This is a genomic window from Pseudanabaena sp. SR411 (genome assembly GCF_002251945.1).
In the GTDB taxonomy this organism is placed as follows: Bacteria; Cyanobacteriota; Cyanobacteriia; order Pseudanabaenales; family Pseudanabaenaceae; genus Pseudanabaena.
On record NZ_NDHW01000132.1, the window covers coordinates 44924 to 67306 of the forward strand.

The following is a 22383-nucleotide window of genomic DNA, read 5'->3' on the forward strand; positions in this document are numbered from 1 at the left end:
AACAAATGAAAATTTTATTTGCGGCGGCTGAAGTTGCACCTCTTGCCAAAGTTGGTGGCATGGGAGATGTGGTGGGTGCACTCCCGCCGATTCTCAAGAAGATGGGACATGACGTGCGGATCATCATGCCTTACTACGGCGTAATCCCAGACAAACTCAAGGAAAACCCTGAATGGAAATGGAAAGGCTATGCCATGTTTCAGGAGTTTGATATTTTTGAGACAGTATTACCAGGTACGGATGTCCCCTTGTACTTAATGGGGCATGGATCATTTATTCCTGCCCGTGTGTATGGCGGTGAAGATGAAGATTGGCGGTTCACGATGTTTGCCAATGCCGTTGCGGAATTTGCATGGAACTATTGGAAGCCAAATATTATTCACTGTCATGATTGGCACACGGGGATGATTCCTGTGTGGATGCACCAAGTCTCTGACATTGGCACAGTATTCACGATTCATAACTTAGCCTATCAAGGACCTTGGAAATGGTTCCTCGATAAAATTACTTGGACTCCTTGGTATATGGATGCCCACAACACGATGGCAGCAGGTATAAAGTATGCCGATCGCGTAAATACTGTATCCCCAACCTATGCCCAGCAAATTTGTACACCCACCTATGGGGAAGGTTTAGAAGGTTTACTATCGTTCCTGAAGCCTTGGGGTATTTTAAATGGTATCGATACCGAACTAGAAAATCCTGCCACCGATCAATCTTTGGTGCAGAACTATTCTGTAGAAACCCTTGACGATCGCATGGCAAATAAAATTGCTTTGCAAAAAGAGTTAGGACTAGCCGTAAATCCTGCGACTTTCTTGATTGGCATGGTCGGACGTTTGGTAGAACAAAAAGGTATTGATCTACTACTACAAACTCTCGAACGTTACTTAGCCTACACCGATGCTCAATTTGTAGTTTTAGGAACAGGTGAGCGTTATTACGAATCGCAACTCTGGCAAATCGCGTCCCGTTACCCAGGTCGTATGTCGGCACAGATCTTATTTAATTCAGCACTTTCCCACCGTGTTTATGCTGGTTCCGATGCCTTTTTGATGCCTAGTCGTTTTGAGCCATGTGGACTGAGCCAACTAATTGCACTGCGCTATGGTTGTGTACCGATTGTCCGTCGTACTGGTGGATTGGTAGATACTGTTTCCTTCCATGATCCAATTGGGCAGACAGGTACGGGCTTTAGCTTCGATCGCTATGAGCCTTTGGATATGTATACCTGCATGGTACGTGCTTGGGAAAGCTATCGCTACACCGATGCATGGCGTTTATTACAACAACGTGGCATGAATAACAACTTCAGTTGGCAAGCTTCCGCCGAGAAGTATATCCAGCTATACCGTTCTATCCCTGGGCTAGATAACGCCTAGATAAAGGCATTAATAACTGACGCACATGCAAATTTTTCACCCCCCTCAGCCCCCCCTGAGAAGGGAGTCTAAGTTCTCCCTCTTCCAAAGGAGAGTTAGAGGGGGGGCTAGAGATTTGGTGCATCAAGTATATTAATGTCTAGATAAAGAGGGGGCGCTATGCGCCCCTCTCGTTAGCGGCTTGCAAATCTCTCAAAGCACTGTAAGAATTACCTTGAATTAAATTTAATCAATCTTTCAGGCAATCTATCAATGCGTCAGTTTCCTATTATTCTTATCCCTCCAGAAGTGCAGCGCATTGCTCAGTCTAAACCTGTTGCGCCTAAGCTAAGTATGGCATTACCAAGTTTGCCCTCTAATCAACAGCCAACACCGATTCAAATTCAAGAAGCGATCGCCTTGAGCTTGGGGCTAATTGTCTTAGTAGCACTGGTAACCGCGTTCGCTAAAGAATTAGGAATAATGATGCTTATTGTTGGAACAGTAGCAATTGTCCTGCGGATTAGATTTCAGTTTCTGTCTTACAAAAGACGTTACCAAACTTACCAAAACACTCTACAAAACTACTTTACAAAGCTAGAAGCTTATTCCCGCGAAGAGGTGAGTTATCAGCAACAATTGGCGATCGCCCACGCGCCTGAACGTATCCTTGAGTTTCGCCATCAGCAATTTCAGAAGTTCTTTGCAAAGATTCCAACTGCCGAAAATGCGATCGCCTTAACCAAGAGTCTTAACCCTGCGGATCGAGATCAATCGGCTATTTATGATTTTGGTATGACCCTTCAACGGTATTTATCGGGAACTCTCTATCAAGGTGTCAAGATTTATATTCCTAGTATTAATCATGATTGGGTTCCTGCTTTGACCTATATTGATCCTGCGTTGAATGTGCATATTGCGATCGAGATTAGTGCGCCTTCGGAAAGTGCAGCAAATGTGATGCAAAATGACCTTGCCGATCGCTTTTTAGTAGATTCAGGCTGGATTATGATCAAGTTCTCGCAAAAGCAAATCTTGCAAAGCTCAGCCCAGTGCTGTAAGGAGTTTGCCAAATTACTTGATCGCTTAAGTCTTGATCCGTCTGTACTGCCAAACTTTGAGTCTATTCCTGATTTAGTCCCTACCAGAAGCAATTGAGGGATTTCGCAGCAAATCCCTCAAATTGGCTTTATAGTCAGAATTGCTACAGCGATCGCGAGTTAATAAAGTTTATTGTTGGCAGATGCTAAAATCAGCAATTACAAGCTGATAAATATTGGTTTTGTAGGTTTTATGTGAGGGTATGACCTGTGAATGCTGCTGAACAAGCTAGAAATGTCGAAGTAGCGACCAAAATCGCCACGATTGTCAATTTGTTTAAAGCTATTTACCCTGCTGCACGCTCTGATTTGAAACCTTGGCTAAATAATTCCGATACACGCAGACTACTCGATCCAGACTCGATTGATGTCGGCTTCCATTTCCCAGGGGTAAGTTGGCGGCTCAAGGTTCGCAGCATTCTCTTCCAAATTCGACTGTACGAAGATCCTGTCGATGGAGATTTGCGAGCGATCGGGATTGAGGCAAGTGGACATGACTATAAGGGCGAATGCTGGCGCTTCTCGACGGTGGATAACTGGCAATTTTTTGGCGATAAGATGCCAATGGAAGATGGAATTGAAAATTTGCGCGAGTTTAGCCGTCAAACCTTAGAAGTTTTCAATCGTAAATAATGTGATTACAGAATGTGATTACAGTTTGATGACATTGGCAAAGTATAATCAAAACCCAAAAGATGAGTGGTGGCGCTTCGCGCCACCACTCATCTTTTGGGTTTGATGTCCTAAGCAAAACTTATACCAAAACACAAAATGGCTACGCCATTTTGTGTTTTTAAAACCCTTACTGGGTTTGGTTTTTAATTCACAAAAGTGTAGCCACACTTTTGTGAATTGGTATTACATTGCTATAAATAGATTAAGATTTTTCATCAATGCTGGTGAGAGGTTTTTGTCGAGTAAAAAGCGCATTTTCATGAGATGCATAACATTTTTTGTCTGTTCTCTATGCGATCGCGATCTTGCGATTACTTCTGAAGATTCTTAATCTTTTTTAAGACACGGAACACTTCGACTAAATCTTGACTGCCAGTAGGGAAAATATAGAATACGATCGCGAAGCACTGTAGAGTGGCGTTGGCTGAGCGATCGCCTTCAGAAAAATAAACTCATCACCATTTGTGATCATTCCAAACGATGGAATACCATGTTGTAGGTTACACATATATGACAAAGCTTGTGGCATTGCTAATGAAGCCATAATCGTGCGTTTTACTTCAATCACTAATATCCAAAAGCAATCTCGCACAATTAAGGTGTCAATTCTACCGCGTAAAACTTCTTCATCACTTTCTAGTGCAAATTCAACTGATTCTTCAGTTCGCACCTCGTATTCAGGCTCATAAAATCCTACTAAATCTAGCAATGGCGAGATCATGAGCTTGTCAACAGCACCTTCGGCTAAAATGCCACGCCTTCGCCTTCTATGGGCTGCAAATCTTACTAATAGGCGATCAAGTGCAGCTTTTTCAATCTCGTTGAGTTCTGGTAAATTGTCCTGCCACTCTCTAAAAAATGTAGGTGCGGTGCAAGGAAACAGTTGAAATTTGTCTTCAACATCCGCTACAGACAAAATAGTTTTAGAAATAGGTAATGTGACAGCCATAAGAGTATTGTCAGCTCATCAATATTGCTATTTTACAGGTTGCCTAAGAAATTTGCGGGAAGAAATTTTTGCGATCACTTTACTGTCTATCCTTTGAATGGGTTGCTATAATACTCACAGAAAAAGATTGCAAAACTTTTTGATGATTTGATTTTTTGAAAGAGGGCAAATCAATGACGAATGCTTTACCAACTATAGATAACATAGAAGCTAAAAGTGATGTATTCAGTCATCAAGATTTTGCATCTTTCCAAAAAATTGTGCAAGCAAGTTCGATTAGATCTGCAACGGCTCAAAAAATTACAGTCAATGCTAACAACCTCGTTACTGATGCTTTAAAGTCTTTAGCTAGTGAATATAGCTACTTAGAATACCTTATCTCCACATATCAATCCGCTTCCTATATTCCTGATTTTCCTGATTGTTGGGTTATTCTCCGTTACATTAGCTATGCAATATTAGCTAAGGATTCATCTGTTTTGGATCGATGTTTGAATGGTTTGAAGGAAGTTTATACTGCTCTCAATATTTTGCCTTTCTTTGTTGTTCGGTTGATTAAGCTAATCAAAAATGCGGCGATCGCTTTAATTGATGATGGTGAACTCTCTAAAGAAGCCTCAGAATATTTTGATATTGTAATCGCTAGTTTCGGGGAAGAGAAACCACCTTTATGGGTGCGCCTTGTCGAAATCGGTCGGCAAGTTCCAGATGAGGAGTGGGCAAAACTACCAACAGACTTGTCTCGCAACTTTGAGCATTATATGTATGGTGCAAAGAAAGAAGAATAATGAGAGTATTTGTTGATACATCTTATCTAATTGCAATTCTTGAACCTACTGATGATCGACATGAAAAGGCAAAAACTGTATCACGGTCTTTAGACGGTTATCAACAAGTAACCAGCGAAATGGTTTTGACTGAATTGCTAAATGCGTTCTGTACTAGAGGGAAATTTTTTCGGCAGATGGTTCTAAATGTTCTAGATGATTTACGATCCGATTCCAACGTTGAGATTATCCCGCAATCTAGTGAATTGTTTGAGTAGGCTTGTCAATATTACAGACAACGACCAGATAAGCAATATAGCCTCACGGATTGTGCTTCGATGGTGATTATGAAGGAAAAGGAGATTGATCAAGTGCTGACCCACGATCATCATTTCCAACAGGAAGGTTTTATTGCTTTATTGAGAGATAAATAAATTGAAGTTTATCTTTAATGTTGGTGAGAGGTTTTCATCAAGTAAAAAACGTATCTTCATGAAATGAGTAAAAGTTCTTTTTTTGCCTGCTCTCTATGCGATCGCAGTCTTACGATCGCTTCTAAAGGTTCTTTTTTAACCATTCTTGATAGGGCTGTGCCTGTATTTTGAAGGTGATCGCCACCTCCGTCAAATAGATATATTTTCAAGAAATGAGAGGAAACCTTTATTCTTGCTAATCTTCAAGTTTTAATCCTTCAACACGCTCAAATTCTCTAGTGTTATGGGTTACAAGGATAATATCATTGGCTAAAGCGATCGCAGCGATCTGTAAATCATAGCTTCCAATCGGAGTTCTCAGCTTTTGTAATTTGGCGCGTATTATTCCGCCAATTAGGGCTGTGGGTCTCTTTCCAACAGTTCTCCTTGCCATGATCCAAATGTACTCAGAAATCGTTGTGACCATCGGCGCTTTTGAGTCTTCTGAACAATTTGATACACCAATAAAATATCTAGTTTTTCTCCTGAATGTTCGGGAAGTTGTATTTGGAGTATGCCTTTTTCATCAACTTGGGCTGTCGTTTGGATTGTTTGCATTGTCTTACTTCCTATGGATATTTTTTGATAACATCTTGGATGCCAATACGATGAACTTTAATGTGGATGTCATCTGGACTGAGAAAGTCGAAATAGTCTTCAAAAAGTATAGGTATTGACTCTTCTATGTAAGTGCTATCTTAGCTCAGATATTTGTTTGGGAATCGCAGTAAATCCTTAATTTCCTGAATGCTCAGTGGTGGTGAGCGTCGATGAATCATTGCGTGACAGTTTGGACAAACAGGACGTAAATCTTCAATGGGATCAACTACATACTCTTCTCCAATTTCTGAAATAGGTCGCAAATGATGAACATGGATAAAACCTTCCCCCAATTCTCCAAACATTTGACCAAAGTTAAAATCACAAACTGAGCAACTCACCCCGTAATAATCGATACATTTTTGTCGCGCTTTTGGATCTCTTTCATAGGCATTGACTAAAATCTGGCGTATGGAACCCTCACGAAACTCTTGTGTTGAATCTATTTCATCAGGGAAAATAGCAGTAATCTCTCCGCCAGAGATAATATTATCAGTTTCTTCATCAGGAGAACTAGCTATGATTTCTTCATCAGGAAAAATTGTAGTAATTTCTTCATCGGGAAGAACTATATTGACTTCGACTTCAGTCTTGTTTTTTAAGTATTCCGAATATGATAAATGTTGGCTTTGAGGTACTCCTTTAAGTTTAGGTTCTAAACTTTTAGTAATGACAGCTTCTAAAGGGGAATCTTCACGTTTATCATAAACTTCATAGTCAGATTTCTGAACAATAAAAATACGTCTTTTGAAGTGTTTTCTGACCCCTTTTATTTGCTCCATTGACGGAGCATCTTCTGAAAGATCTGCATAACCAACAACAATTTCTCCATTACGTGAAAACTCTTTTAGTTTAGATTCGGAAAGACCTTTTTGTTTATGGTAGAAAGGTTCGGAAACTCGAACCCATGGATATTTTTCTACATCCTTAAGCCAAACAATCTTTTCTTCGTATTGTAAGTAATTATCGGTTTGTTGCGAAGAATTGCTTTTCATGATTTTTAAACAAAATGGTATTGCTTATTAATTAGCAAAAGAAAGGGGCGCGACGCGCCCCTTTCTTTTGCTTTATTGTGCAGTTGTTGGTAAGACTGCAACTGGTTTTGATATTGGTGCTTTAGCTTGGAGAAACTTGGTTTCTTTTACAGCTTGATTGGATAGAGAGAAGAGAGGATTAGATGCAATACCAGCGATCGCTGTAAAGATCAGCGTAAATACAAGCGCCGCTTGTAAAGGCTTCATACCTACCTGAGTCCATGTGATCTCAGGATAGTTCTTAATCGACTCAGACATTTCTTGAGGCTCCTTAACTACCATCATCTTGACAACGCGGATGTAGTAATAGAGAGAAACTACACTCATGACTAGAGCTAGCAATACCAAGCCGTAAGCTTGAGCTTGCCAACCTGCCCAGAAAATGTAGAGCTTACCAAAGAAACCTGCAAGGGGCGGAATACCTCCGAGGGATAGGAGGCAAACGCTTAAAGCCAAGGTGAGAAGAGGATCTTTTTGGTAGAGACCACTGTATTCACTAATTTGATCAGTTCCTGTGCGAGAAGCAAACAGGATCACACAGGCGAAAGCCCCCATGTTCATGAATAGATACAGGATCAAGTAAAAGATCATGCTGGCGTAACCCGCTTCGGAGTCGATAGCCATGCCGAGCATTACAAATCCTGCTTGACCGATGGAGGAGTATGCCAACATCCGCTTCATGCTTGTTTGAGCGATCGCCACCACATTACCCAAGACCATGCTCAAAACGGTTAAGACCACAAACACGTAATGCCACTGCAAAGAAGCCAGAGGAAAAACGGTAATTAAAAATCTGAGAGCAAGTCCAAAACCTGCAACTTTCGAGCCGATTGATAAAAAGGCTACTACAGGCGTGGGTGAACCTTCATATACATCAGGAGTCCATTGGTGAAAAGGTACTGCGGAGAGCTTGAAGGAAACCCCTGCAATTACAAACACCATCGAGATGATTAGGGCTGTGTTGCTAACGGTGATCTTTGAGGCGATCGCCGACAGAGAGGTTTCGCCGCCCGAAAGTCCGTATAGCAAAGACATCCCATAAAGAAAAATCGCCGAGCTAGCCGCACCGACTAATAAATATTTGAGCGCCGCTTCATTGGAGCGCGGATCGCGTTTGGTATAACCCGACAGCAAGTAAGACGAAATACTCAGGGTTTCAAGGGAGACAAATACCATCACCATTTCGTCGGAGCCAGTGAGGAACATACCGCCGAGGGTCGCACTGAGCAAAATTACGAGATACTCGCCAACTACCACACCTGACTGCTCTAGATAACGTACCGAAACGAGAATCGTTAGGAGAGCTGATAGGGCAATAATGCCACGAAAAATAATGCTGAGTTTGTCACTATTAAAACTGCCCAAAAAGGCGATTGGATTTTCTAAGCCCGTCCATTGCCACACAAGAGCCGCAGTAGAAGCTGCTAAACCTGCGATCGCAATATAGGGTAGAACATTTACCGACTTTCGCCCTGATGCAATCAGATCGACAATCAATACGAGTACCAATGTCCCAATGACGATTAGTTCTGGCAAGATCGCACCACTATTGAGCAGAGCATTGAGACTTGCTGTATCCATACTTAATTCATGTGTTGTTGCTATGGCAATTGTATAGCAAAACTTGAGTCGCTCTAATTTCTTGCTCCCTTCTTCTTTTATGACAACTACTTTGTGCCAAGTTAAGCAATGGCTACGCTATTGCTTAACTTGAAAATCCTTACGGGGTTTAGTTTTTAATTCACAAAAGTGTTGTCACACTTTCGCGAATTGGTATTACAGAGATGTGTAATCGAAGTTTGTAATTGATAGGGTAAGTTAAATAGAGTATTATCTATGATAATTATAAAAATAATAGACTTTACTCTATCAAGACTTAACTCTAATATATCAATAGCAACCAATCAATCGTTCTCAAAGATTTTTGCTAAGTCACCTTATAACTTAGCTTCTTAATCACGATCCGTTGAGATTGCCTTGAAATGTGCAAGTCAAATTTGCAAATTAACTTCAAGAGCGATCGCAGCTTAATTTTTGCTGTCTTATTTTTTTGAAAAAACCTATTTATTATGTTTTAGGAGAGAAACTATGTCTGGTTTCAATAACAACTTTTCAAGGCGGCGCTTTTTAGCAACCGCAGGAGCTACCGCTCTCAGTTCAGTCTTACTTAAGGGATGTCTTGGTAACCCTCCAGAAGACACACCGACGATTACATCAGCACAGGCGGTCAAAATAAATCTGCCTCCTGAACAAGTTCCTGAAATTAACAAAGCCAGACTTGGCTATTTGCCAATTGTTGAAGCTGCACCATTAGTTATTGCTAAAGAGAAGGGCTTCTTTGCGAAGTATGGCATGGATAATGTGGAAATCTCTAAGCAAGCCAACTGGGGAGCCGCTAGAGATAATGTCAAAATTGGTTCCTCCGCAGGTGGAATTGATGGCGGTCAGTGGCAAATGCCCATGCCCTATTTAATTTCCGAAGGAATTATTACTGATAGTCTCAAAATCCCAATGTATGTGCTGTTGCAGTTAAATACCCATGGCAATGCGATCGCGATCGCTGATAAGCACAAAAACAAAGGACTAACCCTCAAAATCGACAAAGCCAAGGATTTCTTTGAGAAAACTAAATCTGAAGGAGCGAAATTTAAAGCTGCTTACACTTTCCCTAAAGCCAATCAAGAATTTTGGATTCGTTACTGGTTAGCGGCCAATGGAGTCGATCCTGATACGGATGTCGAATTATTGACTGTACCTGCGGCGCAAACCGTAGCCAACATGAAAACTGGCTCAATGGATGCCTTCAGCACAGGCGACCCTTGGCCCTATCGCATCGTCAAAGAGAAGATCGGTTTCATTCCTGCACTGACTGCGGAAATTTGGAAGGGACATCCTGAAGAATATCTAGCGCTACGTGCGGATTGGGTCGATAAATATCCTAAAGCAACTAAGTCCTTGCTGAAGGCAATTATGGAAGCACAGCAATGGTGTGATAACTTCGATAATCGCAAAGAACTAATCCAGATTGTTTCTGGTCAAAACTACTTTGGGGTTGCACCTGAGGTACTTGCCGATCCGATGATGGGCAAGTATGACATGGGTGACGGACGCATTATCGATGACAAGAGCATGGCTCCACTCTATTGGAAAGATGCCAAGGGAAGTGTTTCCTATCCCTATCAAAGTCATGATCTTTGGTTCATTACAGAGAGTGTGCGCTGGGGCTTCTTACCAAAAGAGTCTTTAGCTACGGCTAAGGATTTGATTAAGAAGGTCAACCGTGAGGATCTATGGCGCGAGGCAGCTAAGGAAGCAGGATTCACCGCCGCCGACATTCCCACTAGCACATCTCGCGGTATTGAAGAATTCTTTGACGGTACAAAGTTCGACCCCGAAAATCCTCAAGCCTATCTTGACAGCCTAAAGATCAAGAAGGCATAGGTCAAAAAATTCGGTCAAAAAATTTAAAAAACAAATAAGTATTGTGTGAGGAAAATTAATCTTGAAAATTCATGCCAGTCGTCTCGGATTGCTTCTACTAAGCTTGCCACTAGCTTTAGGCTCGATATCTTTGTCAGCAGAGGCAAATCCTACTAGTTCTTCAACAGTTGCATCCACTGAAACTAAAACTACTATCCCCCAAGTTTCTAGCGAAACTCAACTTAAGGCGATCGCTACCGATCCTATCGCTCAGAATGTCACCTCTGTTTCTCAATTATCAGATGTGCGTCCTACGGATTGGGCTTTTACCGCCTTACAATCGCTAGTTGAGCGCTATGGCTGCATCGCAGGCTATCCCGATAGCACATTTCGCGGCAAACAAGCGACCTCCCGCTACGAATTTGCGGCTGGTTTAAATGCTTGTCTTGACAAAATCAATGAGATTATTTCGGCGGGATTAGCTGACAAGGTTAGCAAAGAAGACCTCGCAACCTTGCAAAAGCTCCAAGAGGAATTTGCTGCGGAACTTGCAACTTTGAGAGGTCGGGTTGATGCCCTTGACGCGAAGACTGCCAAGCTTGAGGCTCAACAGTTCTCCACTACAACCAAACTAAGCGGTGAAGCAATTTTCAGCGTGTCAGGCGCAACAGGAGCAAATCCTAACAACAGTGGCACAAACACTAACATTGTTTTTAATAACCGTGTACGCCTAAATTTATTGACCAGTTTTTCTGGTAAGGACTTATTGATTACAGGCTTACAAGCTACCAATATCAACAGTCTAGCTGCACCTTTAGGCTATGCCGATCCCCTTGGCAGTTCTAGTAACGTGAAATTGGGATTTGAGAATCAATTCCTCAATTTCAATCCATCTAACTCCAATACAGCAGCCGCAAACTCGGTCAATCTTTACAAGTTACTCTACATTTTCCCAGTTGCTGATAAGTTGACAATGTTTGCAGGTTCTAATGCGGAAGTTTCTGATGCTTTCCCCGCAATTAGCCCATTTGCTAGTGAAGGGCAAGGCTCTATCTCCCGCTTTGGTCAGGGTTTAAATGCTGCGACCCGTGTATCTGGAGGGACATCTGGTACTGGGCTAGCCGCTGCCGTTGGTTTTATCTGGACTCCTTCCGATAAGGTTGATTTTCGAGCTTTATATGGAAGTGTTAACTCTGCGATTCCGACCAACAGTGCCACGACTTTGCTTGGGGCGGGCTTCTTTGGCGGTAGTAGCGTTGCAGCTGCCCAATTAACCCTCAAACCCACTTCTACTCTTGATATCGGACTCAACTATGCCAATAGCTATCACCAGATTAATATTTTGGGAACAGGTTTAGCTTCCGCAGACATTAATGCAATTAGTGGAGCAGGGACAGCACTAACCGACCCAATCAAAATGAATTCTATCGGTTCAACTTTGACATGGCGGATTACTCCCAAGATTGCTTTTAATCTATCTGGCGCTTGGATTTTTGCCAACCTTACTAATAAGGATGCTTCCACCACCTTTACTAGTTGGATGACAGGATTTCATTTCAATGATGTCTTCAATGAAGGCAACACGGCTGGGCTTATCTTTGGACAGCCTCTAGCACGTAATGCTGTTGGTGGGCTTGCTAATCCCACTGGGATTACCGCTAAACCCTATCACTTGGAAGGATATTTCAATTTCAAACTTTCTAAAAATATCAGCGTTACCCCAGGAGTGTTCTTCGTCTTTAACCCCGAAGGTATCAACAACGCACCTACCGCGACCGTTGGAGTAGTTCGTACTACGTTTACGTTCTAAATAACAGCTAAAAGAGCGAATAGTTAAAAGCGATTCGCTCTTATCAAAAAACAATTTACTTGATTCTCTAGGATTAAAAAATTATGGCAGTAAGTGTTGGTAATCGTAACGGTAGCTTTGGGCGATCGCTCAGCAAATTTTGGCAAAAGAATGCTCAAAACTGGGCGCTCCCAATCATCGGACTATTAGGATTTTTACTGGTTTGGCAAGTTCTCTCGGCTACTGGTTTACTAAAACTGCCTAGCCCATTCGACATTATTTATGAAAAAAACACTCGTAACCTGTTACTTTATCCCTTCTTCGATCGCGGTGGTACGGATAAAGGCTTGTTCTGGCAAACCCTCGCTAGTTTTGAGCGCGTTGCTAAGGGTTACTCACTGGCGGCGATCGTGGGTATTAGTGTCGGGATTCTGGTGGGGACTAATGCAGTTATTGATAAAGCCCTCGATCCATTGTTCCAATTTTTGCGAACAGTGCCACCCCTAGCATGGGTTCCCATTGCACTTGCCGCTTTACGTCAAAATGAACCCGCCGCCTTGTTTGTTATCTTTATTACTGCTGTATGGCCGATCTTGTTAAATACTGCGGTTGGTGTGAAGCAAATTCCTCAAGACTATCGCAATGTTTCGCGAGTCCTACAACTCTCTAAGCAAAAGTATTTCTTCAAGATTTTGATTCCTTCGGCACTGCCCTATATCTTCACTGGTTTACGCATTTCCATCGGTCTAGCATGGCTTGCGATTATCGCTGCGGAAATCATCATGTCAGGTATTGTCGGTATTGGTTTCTTCATCTGGAACTCCTACACCAATGACAAGGTGGGTGAAGTAATTTTGGCTCTAGTTTACATCGGTGCTGTGGGCTTGATTCTCGATCGCGCCGTTGCATGGCTTCAAAATGTGATCTTGCCTGAAGAACAGAAGTAATACCCCCCTTAGTCCCCCCTTTCAAGGGGGGAGACAAGAAGTTGAATTCTCTCCCTTTGAAAAGGAAATAAACAAGAAATCTTGTTCCCTACCCTTTGCAAGGGGAGGGTTAGGGAGGGGTTAAAAAAGTTTTATAAAACGAAGGAGAATTTTAAAATGCAGGATTTTGTTTTAGTTGATCAGGTAGAAAGAACATTCCCATTGGGCGGCGGAAAAGAATATATTGCCCTTAAAGGAATTGACCTCCAAATAAGAAAAGGCGAATTTATTTCTCTCATCGGTCACTCTGGTTGTGGTAAGTCAACCTTGCTCAATATGATTGCAGGTTTAGACTTACCTACGGGCGGCGTAGTGATGCTCGAAGATGAGCGTGTAACTCGCCCAGGGCCAGATCGCATGGTGGTATTTCAAAACTATTCGCTGTTGCCTTGGCTATCGGTACGGGAAAATGTGGCTCTGGCCGTTGATGAAGTTCTTTCCCATCTGCCAAAGGGCGAACGTCATGATCTGGTGGAACGTTATGTGAATATGGTCGGGCTTGCCCATGCGATCGATAAACCACCCACCCAATTATCGGGTGGGATGCGTCAGAGGGTAGCGATCGCCAGAGCGCTAGCCGTCCGTCCCAAACTCTTGCTCCTCGATGAACCCTTTGGAGCCTTGGATGCACTGACTCGCGGCAATTTGCAAGAAAAGCTGATGCAGATCTGTAACGAAGATCAGATCACAGCGGTAATGGTTACTCACGATGTCGATGAGGCAGTATTACTAAGCGATCGCATTGTCATGTTGACCAATGGACCCGCCTCAAAAATCGGTAACATTTTGGAGGTGGATATTCCTCGTCCTCGTCAACGCATGGAAGCAGTCAATCATCCCAGTTACTACAGCCTTCGCAGTGAAATTATTTACTTCTTAAATCAGCAAAAGCGCGTCAAGAAATTGAATGCTCGCAAGGTGACAACGGTTGCCCGTCATGGCTTAGAAAAAGTCAATTTAGAGATCGGATTCGTTCCCTTAACCGCCTGTGCGCCGATCGCTGTAGCTAAGGAAAAAGGCTTTTTTGAGAAGCATGGACTGGATGAAGTTTCCCTTGTGCGTGAAACCAGTTGGCGCGGAATTGTTGACGGTATTGCAGGAGGCTATCTTGATGCGGCACAAATGCCTTCAGGTTTGCCAATGTGGATGACTCTAGGCGGCAACGGTGCTTGTAAGCCCATTGTTACAGCCCTAACCATGACCCGCAACGGTAACGCCATTACCCTTGATAAGCATTTCTACGATCGCGGCATTCATACTCTCGCTGACTTCAAAGCGATGTTGCAAAATACTCGCGATCGCACTCACCGCATGGGCGTAGTTCATCCCTCATCGATGCACAATTTGCTGCTCCGTTATTGGTTAGCGGCTGGCGGTATCGACCCCGATCTCGATGTGGAACTCAAAACTATTCCTCCCGCCCAAATGGTAGTTGACCTCAAAGCAGGTAGTATCGATGGTTTCTGCGTTGGTGAGCCTTGGAACTTCCGCGCCGCCATGGAAAATATCGGCTTTACTGTGGCAACGGATTTAGAAATCTGGCAAGGACACCCTGGGAAGGTTCTTGGTGTGCGCGAAGATTGGGCTAATGCTTATCCCAATACCCATATCGCTCTCGTTAAGGCTCTTTTGGAAGCCTGTATGTATTGCGCCGACCAAAATAATTCCGAAGAGATCCGTCAAATTCTCTCCCGTCGCGCCTACGTCAGCACCAATGTTAACTACATCCATTTAGGCAACCCTGATGATGTCACCTGTGCGATCGACACTCCCATGCGCGAACCTGCTCACCACCAGTTCTATGGGGCTGGTGTCAATCGTCCGAGCCGTTCTGAGCATCTCTGGCACATTACCCAGATGGCACGTTGGGGCGATGTTCCCTTCCCACGTAACTGGGTGGAAGTATTAGAGAAAACCTGTCGCGTCGGCGTATTCAGTACTGCTGCCCGTGAGTTGGGTCTAACAGACATCACCTACAGCCGCAATGCGATTCAACTCTTTGATGATATTCCCTTTAATGCTGAAGATCCCATTGGCTATCTCAACCATCTAGACATTAAACGAAATATCACGATGGCAGAAATTGCGATGGAATCAATGCGAATGGTTGCTTAGTTCCTTCTTTAGCAAAAATTCTACTTGATCCCCCTCAATCCCCCTTGTAAAGGGGGAAGAAGAAAATAAATTGATTCTCCCCCCTTTACAAGGGGGGGCTGGGGGGATCGTAACCTACTTACTTTCACAACCAATTTTTCAAAGAGAGCAAAAAGAACATGACCCAAACCATTCTTGAATATACAAACCAAATCGCCCAAATTCCACCCCAAGAAGCATTCTTGCGAATCGAAAATGTTTCTAAAATCTATCCCACGCCAAAAGGTGAATATGTTGTTCTTAAGGATGTCAATCTGCATATTCAAGAAGGTGAATTTATTTGTTTAATTGGTCACTCTGGCTGTGGTAAATCTACTCTCTTAAATATGGTCGGCGGCTTCTCAAAGCCTTCCATTGGTGAAGTAACAGTCAATGGCAAACTGATCACCAAACCAGGTCCCGATCGCATGGTGGTATTTCAAGGTTATGCGCTCTTGCCTTGGCTAACAGTGTATGAAAATGTCATGCTTGCCGTTGACTCAGTTAATCCCAACATGTCGAAAGGCGAAAAAAATGATATCGTCCGCCATCATTTGGCAATGGTGGGATTAAGTGAAGCCGCCGAGAAAAAGCCCACTCAAATTTCGGGGGGGATGAAGCAGCGCGTATCGATCGCTAGAGCTTTAGCAATCCGTCCTGAAGTATTGATTCTTGATGAACCCTTTGGCGCTTTGGATGCGATTACCAAAGAGGAACTACAAGAGGAACTATTACAAATCTGGACGGAGCATCGCTGTACCGTATTAATGATTACCCACGATATCGATGAGGCTTTATTCCTAGCCGATCGCCTTGTGATGATGACCAATGGTCCTGCCGCTAATATTGGCGAAATCATGCGAATTCCTTTCCCTCGTCCCCGCGATCGCGCCCAAATCATGGAAGATCCTCTATACTACGATCTTAGAAATACAGCCCTAGACTTTCTTTATAATCGCTTTGCCCATGATGAGTGATGCTCTCACCCCTAGCCCCTCTCCCAACGGGAGAGGGGAACAAGACCATCGAATCGAGTTTACTGATCGCCTTGCGGTAATTGCAACAATGCACCGCAAGGAATTAGCGATCGCCCCAGTTCTCGAAACATCATTAGGAGTCAAGGTTACTGTAGCGCAGGATTTTGACAGCGATCGCTTTGGCACATTTACCCGCGATATTGAGCGTCCTGCCAATCAAATTGAAACTGCTAAGATTAAGGCTGAGAAAGCTTTAGAGATAAGTGATGCAGATTTAGCGATCGCTAGTGAAGGTAGTTTCTTTGCGCATCCAATTTTAGGCATAGCTTACAATCGCGAACTTGTTTTATTGCTGGATAAAAAGCATGATTTCACTGTATATGGCGAATCTCTCTCCGCAGATACTAATTTTCGCCATCAAGAGATTTCTAGCTACGAGCAAGCCTATGAATTCGCTCTCCAAATTGGCTTTCCCGATCATGCAGTTGTCTTAATCCCAGATGCTCAGACTTCCGCAAAAGAATCAATTTATAAAGGCATTAATTCAGAAGATTTGCTCAAGGAGTCTGTCCATAAGTTGCTGAGACAAGCACCACAAATCTACATAGAGACAGATATGCGAGCGCTATATAATCCCACTCGCATGAAAAATATTACCAAAGCAACAGAAGATCTCGTTCGCAAATTACAGCAACTCTGTCCCAATTGTAATTTTGTGAATTTCGATGTGGTGAAACGAATTAAGGGATTACCCTGCGAGCTTTGCGGATTGCCTACAAGAGCTACCCGCGCTAATGTCTATCGTTGCGATCGCTGCCAGTTTCAGCAAGAAGTTCTATTTCCAGATGAAGTACAAACTGCTGATCCGATGTACTGCTCCTATTGCAATCCTTAGTTTTGTGGTGCAGCCGCACCATGCAACAGAAGAGTGCGGCTGTGCCGCACTCTTCTGTTGGGAATTTATTCGATCGCTTGTAAAACGACTTTGGGCGAAAGTTTATCCTTAAACCAAACCGTCAGTGCAGGCGTATCACTTACTTTTACGCCAGCCTTCTCCAGATTTAGGCGTTCAGAAATCGCCAAAATCAAATTCTCACAATTAGCCTGCCGCACTTGCGAAAATTTCTTGCGTAAATATTCAGGTCGCCAATAGCCGACAATCTCTAAGAGATAAGTACGTCCATCGGGATGCACTAATCGAAAGTCTGGAATCATCACACTTCCAGGGATAGGAATTAAATCAACTTCTCTTTCTAACTTCCATTCTGTTTTTAATTCTGCCCATCGCTCAGCAAACGATGACTCGATCGCACTGTCATACATTTTGCCAGCAGGATAATGACTAACTAAGCCACAATCAGAATCGAGCGTAAATAAACCAGTGCGCTTTTGTTTTGAATAAGCATCTTTTTCAACGAGAGTGGCGTTGAGGCTCCATTTAGTAACATGTAGTAAAGCAGGAAGTAGCTTGGCGATCGCTAATCCGTAACGGGTACTCGTACCAAACAGACTCGTTGCGCCATCAACGGTAATCGTAAAGCCATAATCAACATCACCTTCAATATAGGACATCAATTGAAATAGTTTGAGATAACGGAACAGTAGCTTGTATTCTCCTGGATCATTTCGATGGACTTTGAGCGTCATATGACTTGCCCGATAGAAAATCCCCTGCACTTGCGAGAGATTATAACGATGAATGAGGGCTTCAGGCGTAGGGCTTTCAAATTCGGTCAGAATCCGATTTTCCATCAGATCGGCATAGAGTCCCGTTGTAATTTGGGAAGGTAGGACTTCGCGTTTCAGTTCTTCGGTCAGTTTATCGGCAAGTTTTGTAAGGGTTTGCTTTGTAACTTGCTGACTAGGGATAACTTGCGCTGATAATTCAAAAATGCGGCGACGTAATTCCTGCGGTTCGAGGGGACTCATAATTTCAAAGGTGCTGAAGCTGGATTTGAGAATATGAGCTAATCCTCGCTTCACCCGATAGTCAGGAGTATCGCCTTCAAGTTCTTGCAATAGGCGATCGAGTTCCCCCTGTGTACCACCATTAGCATTCTCAAAAATTGCGATTAATTCTATGGCGATCGCCTGATGCTTATCATCTAATTTCAATCGTTTAGGAACGACGGTTTCGCCATTCAGTCGATGCATCAGGAGTTCGCTAGGCAGCATAGATGTTTCACGAAAATGCTAATTTAAAAGCAGAGTATTTATTGTCATTTGAGTATAAGAGTAAACATGATTCGATATTTGCCCCTTGTGGTAGGGACGTTGGGAGGCTTTGCCCTACTAGCAAATCGGATGGTAACATTCAATCTCACGGCTAGCCAATCTCGCGCTGATGCTCTAGGGGTTTTATTGAGTGCTGTGTTGATTTTAGTGGGGTTACTATGGCAACAAGCTCAGCCGAAGCCCCCTGAGGCTGTAACTTTGATTGGCGGAGAAGGGTTAGAAATTGATGACTCGCTAAGCGATGCAGTTAAAACTGAACTGGCTTGGGCTTCGCATATTTTGCTGACTAATACAGTTACTAAGGTGGTAGCGGTTTATTACGATCGCCAAACTATTCTCCGCCGAGGCATTTTAGGCAAAAGCAAACAGGTAAATATCGGCGCGATCGCTGAGCGCGTAATGAAAACCCAGAAGCCAATTTATCTAGTCAAATTAGAGCTTTATCCAGGACGGGTGGAGTTTGATTATCTACCCGAAAATACTCAGGGTGTAATCGTGCAACCTCTGGGCGAAAAAGGAGTCATGGTATTAGGAGCAAATATTCCTCGTAGCTATACTAAGCAAGATGAAAATTGGGTAACGGCGATCGCAGAAAAACTCACCTATAATCTCGAAAAAATGTCCTCATGAGTAACTCATCTGATCTAAAACCTGTGGCGAACGCTGCGCGTTCGCCACAGGTTTTCCTCATTACACTAAAAAAAATTATGCTAAACCGCATTTTTCTAACTACTGCCTTGTCTTCATTGCTTACTACTAGCTTAGTCTTGCCCGCATCTCATCAAGCGATCGCCCAAACACCTCAAGAAAGTAGTAATACAACTAAGCCTATCAAGCCAAGTGCGCCGATTATTTCACAAGAAAAACGAGCCTTGATCAAAGAGTTGCTAGAGATTACAGAATCTACTAAAAATGCTGAACAGATCATGGATTCGATGGTGCGTTCCGAGTTGCCGAAGCTGGTATCCGCAGTCCTCAAAAATGCGCCTGCCCTCGACAGCGATCGCCCAGAAATTCAGAAACAATTTAGTGAGATCGTCTCGCGCATGGCGGGCAAGTATCGCGATCGCGTGGTCAAAAAAATTGATGTCAATCAGTTAATTGAACAGGTTTCATATCCGATCTATGACAAGTATTTTACAGAATCGGAATTACGAGACATTATCGGTTTTTATAAGTCGTCAACTGGCAAAAAAGCCATTAGTTTGATGCCACAGATTTTTAATGACTCTTTTCAGCGTACTAACGAAATTTTGATGCCCCAAATGTCGCGCATCATGACCGAAATTATTACCGAAGAGCTTTTAAACGCATTACCCCGTAAGTAATAAAGGACGGACATTGCTTTTTAATGTGGCGCGGCGAAGCCGCGCTACATTAAAAAGCAATGTAACCTTCTGGCTACGCATTTCTTAACTTAAAAACCCTTGCTGGGTTTGGATTTTAATTCGCAAAAGTGTTGCTACACTTTCGTGAATTGGTATTAGCGATTGCTATACTGTAATGCTGTAAGCGCTTTGTCGCTTTTAGCAAACCTTTAACACACTATTCCACCGTTACATCCTGAAAATACGCATGGCACTTCTAGATCGGCAAGGTCGTTTATTTGGTAAATTCAGCATTCTGGACATCGGCGCGATCGCGACGATCCTGATTGTTCTGATTGGCTTACTCATCGTCCCTGGCAATAGCGGCAGCTCGATCGCCCAAGTGCTATCTGCCGAAAATAAGACAGTCCAAGTCGATATGAATGTACGTGGTTTAAGTGCTAACGAGCCGCAAAACCTTGTCAAAGTCGGTGACAAAGTGAAAATTATTATCCGCAATCAACCACGCGGCGAAGTCACGATCAAAAAAGTAGATATTTCAGTCCCCAAAATTGTCGCCGCTAAAGCTGATGGTACAGCCGTTTATTTTGATGATCCCCGCGCTGTTGCCACTTCTCAATCTGACCTAGCGATCACCCTCGAAGCAACTGCCCAAATTACCAATGATGGGGCTGTATTTGCTAGTGAAAAGGTTAAAGTCGGTACATCCATTGATATTGAAGGCCCCAGATATATCATTCGGGGTAGTGCGATGGCGGTGAGGTATTAATTATGCAACCCCCATTTCCTCAAGGTTTTATACTTAAAGGTCGCTATGCAATCCGCTCAACGATTGGACAGGGTGGTATGGGGCGTACATACTTAGCACAAGATTTAGAGCGCTTTAATGAAACCTGTGTACTCAAAGAATTTATTCCTCCTCAAGATTCTTTAGAAGTAACTGAAAAAGCCAAAGAACTCTTTCGCCGCGAAGCCTCAGTACTTTATCAAATCCGTCATCCTCAAGTGCCAGACTTCCGCGCTACCTTTGAGTCTGAGGGTAGATTGCTCTTGGTTCAAGACTATGTGGATGGCAAAAACTATCGTAATTTGTTACTCGATCGCCTCAAGGTTGGACAGACATTTTCGGAGAATGAAATTTTTGCTTTAATGCAACAGCTTTTGCCAGTGCTGAGCTATCTGCATAGTCACAACATCATTCACCGCGATATTTCTCCTGAAAATCTAATGTTGCGATCGCAGGATAATTTACCTGTGCTGATCGATTTTGGGGTTGTCCAAGAAACCAATGCCAAACTCAACTCGCAAATGGGTATTCCTGCCTCAACGGTTGCAGGCAAAGCGGGCTATGCACCACCAGAGCAATTGCAGTCAGGAAGTGCCTATGCCAATAGCGATCTCTATGCCCTTGCAGTAACTTCGATTGTGTTGCTCACTGGTAAAGAGCCATCGGAACTGTTTGACAGCATCAATTTAGCGTGGAATTGGCAGCAGTTTGCCAATGTCAATCCTGCCTTTGCAAGGGTGATCAACCAAATGTTGAGCTACAAACCCACCAATCGCTATCGTTCGGCGGACGAGGTAATGCAAGCTCTGCAAGTTGCTCAAGCCTCATTCTCAGGCGCAAAGACCTATGTAGTAGGACGGCAAGTGCCATCTAATGTGGTCGCCAATATTCCTCAGAAAACAGTTGTTGCTGGTGCTAGCAATCGTAATCCTGCATATAGCCCTCAAAATGCACCAACTCGATCAAACAGTAGTGGTTCCGTCAATTGGTTCTTAGGAATTTTAATTGTTTTAGTGGCTGGCGTTGGCTCATGGGCGATCACATCTTTCTTTTTTAGCCGCAATCGAGTTACGACAACTCCTACTGAGACAGCGATCGCTTCTCCCACAGCCACACCAAGCGCGACCAATGTGACAAACATCAATACTAGTCTTGAACTTAAGTCAGTGAATGAAGGCTTAAATCGCGGATTTAGTAGCGATAAGATCGTGGCGGGACAAGTTGTCAATGTCCGTTTTAATGGTGAAAAAGATGAACTTCTTACCGTTTCTTTAAATGGTGCAGATTTACAAATGACCATCCAAAGTGATGATCAAGTTAGCCTAGACCGTAAAGCGATCGACAATGCTACAGGATATTGGCAAGGTCGCCTGAAAAAAGATGGTGTGTACTATATCAAGATCAAAACCACTAGTACGAGTGAAACGACATATAAACTTGATGTTCAGTTAGAAGCACCTGTTCGTCCACAACCAACTCCGACGCGAACTCCAACACCCACACCTACACCCACTGTCACGCCTACACCTACACCATCACCAACTCCAACGGAACCATTGCCATCCCCTGATCCTTCACCTACGGCTAGTCCTACGGAGCCGCCGCGATCACCTGTTCCATCTCCAGTGCCTAATCCGAATGAGCCTGCTCCTGAACCCACCAAACCAACCTCAAATCCGAATAGTCTAACTTTTTAGAACTCAATGATGGGCAGCGCTTTGCACTGCCCATCGTCATCATCGTGTCTTTATTATTATCACCTTCTAATC

The 22383-nt window shown here is 43.3% G+C and carries 20 protein-coding genes and 1 pseudogene; 15 read left to right on the plus strand and 6 right to left on the minus strand.

Annotated features, from left to right (window positions below; translation table 11 throughout):
- The first annotated feature begins 5 nt into the window (after window positions 1-5).
- The 3 genes from glgA to B9G53_RS13955 all read left to right on the plus strand — a co-directional run bounded on the left by glgA (window position 6) and on the right by B9G53_RS13955 (window position 3094).
- The gene (gene glgA, locus B9G53_RS13945; protein ID WP_094533301.1) at window positions 6-1382 is read left to right on the plus strand and encodes a glycogen synthase GlgA; all 1377 of its coding nucleotides are present in this window, start codon (window positions 6-8) and stop codon (window positions 1380-1382) included.
- A 252-nt stretch (window positions 1383-1634) separates the two neighbouring features.
- Window positions 1635-2519, plus strand: coding sequence for a hypothetical protein (locus tag B9G53_RS13950; protein WP_094533303.1), 885 nt, complete (start codon window positions 1635-1637; stop codon window positions 2517-2519).
- 152 nt (window positions 2520-2671) lie between these two features.
- A complete protein-coding gene (locus B9G53_RS13955; protein WP_094533305.1) occupies window positions 2672-3094 on the plus strand; it encodes a hypothetical protein in 423 nt (140 codons plus the stop codon).
- 400 nt (window positions 3095-3494) lie between these two features.
- On the opposite strand, the gene B9G53_RS13960 is transcribed toward B9G53_RS13955, so the two are convergent.
- Entirely contained in the window at window positions 3495-4085 is a 591-nt protein-coding gene (locus B9G53_RS13960) for a type I restriction endonuclease (RefSeq protein WP_094533307.1), read from the minus strand.
- A gap of 173 nt (window positions 4086-4258) precedes the next feature.
- On the opposite strand from B9G53_RS13960, the gene B9G53_RS13965 reads away from it, so the two are divergent.
- Window positions 4259-4873, plus strand: a complete 615-nt coding sequence (locus tag B9G53_RS13965; protein ID WP_094533309.1) for a hypothetical protein — start codon at window positions 4259-4261, stop codon at window positions 4871-4873.
- Window positions 4873-5130 carry a type II toxin-antitoxin system VapC family toxin gene (locus B9G53_RS28065; RefSeq protein ID WP_217901583.1) on the plus strand — a complete coding sequence of 86 codons (258 nt, stop codon included), beginning with the start codon at window positions 4873-4875 and terminating at the stop codon, window positions 5128-5130. Before B9G53_RS13965 ends, B9G53_RS28065 begins: the two co-directional genes overlap by 1 nt.
- 391 nt (window positions 5131-5521) lie before the next feature.
- Here B9G53_RS28065 and B9G53_RS13975 read toward each other — a convergent pair.
- The 4 genes and pseudogenes from B9G53_RS13975 to B9G53_RS13990 form a co-directional block, all read right to left on the minus strand.
- Window positions 5522-5686: pseudogene (locus B9G53_RS13975) on the minus strand (type II toxin-antitoxin system VapC family toxin); the annotation flags it as partial.
- A complete protein-coding gene (locus tag B9G53_RS26825) occupies window positions 5680-5883 on the minus strand; it encodes a hypothetical protein (RefSeq protein ID WP_141211780.1) in 204 nt (67 codons plus the stop codon). The pseudogene B9G53_RS13975 and the gene B9G53_RS26825, both read right to left, overlap by 7 nt.
- Window positions 5884-6023: 140 nt before the next feature.
- Entirely contained in the window at window positions 6024-6920 is an 897-nt protein-coding gene (locus tag B9G53_RS13985) for a DUF6009 family protein (protein ID WP_217901584.1), read from the minus strand.
- Between the two features lie 72 nt (window positions 6921-6992).
- Window positions 6993-8540, minus strand: a complete 1548-nt coding sequence (locus B9G53_RS13990) for an NAD(P)H-quinone oxidoreductase subunit N (RefSeq protein ID WP_094533315.1) — start codon at window positions 8538-8540, stop codon at window positions 6993-6995.
- A 507-nt stretch (window positions 8541-9047) separates the two neighbouring features.
- On the opposite strand from B9G53_RS13990, the gene B9G53_RS13995 reads away from it, so the two are divergent.
- The 6 genes from B9G53_RS13995 (at window position 9048) to B9G53_RS14020 (ending at window position 17159) form a co-directional block, all read left to right on the plus strand.
- Complete coding sequence (locus B9G53_RS13995) at window positions 9048-10400, plus strand: CmpA/NrtA family ABC transporter substrate-binding protein (protein ID WP_094533317.1); 1353 nt, start codon at window positions 9048-9050, stop codon at window positions 10398-10400.
- 61 nt (window positions 10401-10461) lie between these two features.
- Window positions 10462-12189, plus strand: a complete 1728-nt coding sequence (locus B9G53_RS14000; RefSeq protein ID WP_094533319.1) for an iron uptake porin — start codon at window positions 10462-10464, stop codon at window positions 12187-12189.
- Between the two features lie 83 nt (window positions 12190-12272).
- Entirely contained in the window at window positions 12273-13115 is an 843-nt protein-coding gene (ntrB, locus tag B9G53_RS14005; RefSeq protein WP_094533321.1) for a nitrate ABC transporter permease, read from the plus strand.
- 156 nt (window positions 13116-13271) lie between these two features.
- The gene (locus B9G53_RS14010; RefSeq protein ID WP_094533322.1) at window positions 13272-15269 is read left to right on the plus strand and encodes a nitrate ABC transporter ATP-binding protein; all 1998 of its coding nucleotides are present in this window, start codon (window positions 13272-13274) and stop codon (window positions 15267-15269) included.
- Between the two features lie 158 nt (window positions 15270-15427).
- Window positions 15428-16264, plus strand: coding sequence for a nitrate ABC transporter ATP-binding protein (locus B9G53_RS14015; protein ID WP_094533324.1), 837 nt, complete (start codon window positions 15428-15430; stop codon window positions 16262-16264).
- On the plus strand, window positions 16254-17159 hold the full coding sequence (locus B9G53_RS14020; RefSeq protein ID WP_254923656.1) for a DUF6671 family protein: 906 nt from the start codon (window positions 16254-16256) through the stop codon (window positions 17157-17159). The genes B9G53_RS14015 and B9G53_RS14020 overlap by 11 nt, the downstream gene beginning before the upstream one ends.
- A gap of 65 nt (window positions 17160-17224) precedes the next feature.
- Here the strand turns inward: B9G53_RS14020 and B9G53_RS14025 are convergent, their stop codons facing one another.
- Window positions 17225-18439, minus strand: a complete 1215-nt coding sequence (locus B9G53_RS14025; protein ID WP_094533327.1) for a DUF790 family protein — start codon at window positions 18437-18439, stop codon at window positions 17225-17227.
- Window positions 18440-18505: 66 nt separating this feature from the next.
- Between B9G53_RS14025 and B9G53_RS14030 the strand changes: the two genes are divergently transcribed.
- From B9G53_RS14030 to B9G53_RS14045, 4 genes are all read left to right on the plus strand, one after another.
- Window positions 18506-19129, plus strand: a complete 624-nt coding sequence (locus tag B9G53_RS14030) for a cofactor assembly of complex C subunit B (RefSeq protein ID WP_094533329.1) — start codon at window positions 18506-18508, stop codon at window positions 19127-19129.
- 77 nt (window positions 19130-19206) lie between these two features.
- On the plus strand, window positions 19207-19827 hold the full coding sequence (locus tag B9G53_RS14035) for a DUF2059 domain-containing protein (RefSeq protein ID WP_176453216.1): 621 nt from the start codon (window positions 19207-19209) through the stop codon (window positions 19825-19827).
- Between the two features lie 247 nt (window positions 19828-20074).
- Window positions 20075-20596: a DUF4330 domain-containing protein gene (locus B9G53_RS14040; RefSeq protein WP_094533333.1), complete on the plus strand. Its 522-nt coding sequence runs from the start codon at window positions 20075-20077 to the stop codon at window positions 20594-20596.
- A 2-nt stretch (window positions 20597-20598) separates the two neighbouring features.
- Window positions 20599-22311, plus strand: coding sequence for a serine/threonine-protein kinase (locus B9G53_RS14045; protein ID WP_094533335.1), 1713 nt, complete (start codon window positions 20599-20601; stop codon window positions 22309-22311).
- The last annotated feature ends 72 nt before the right edge of the window (window positions 22312-22383 follow it).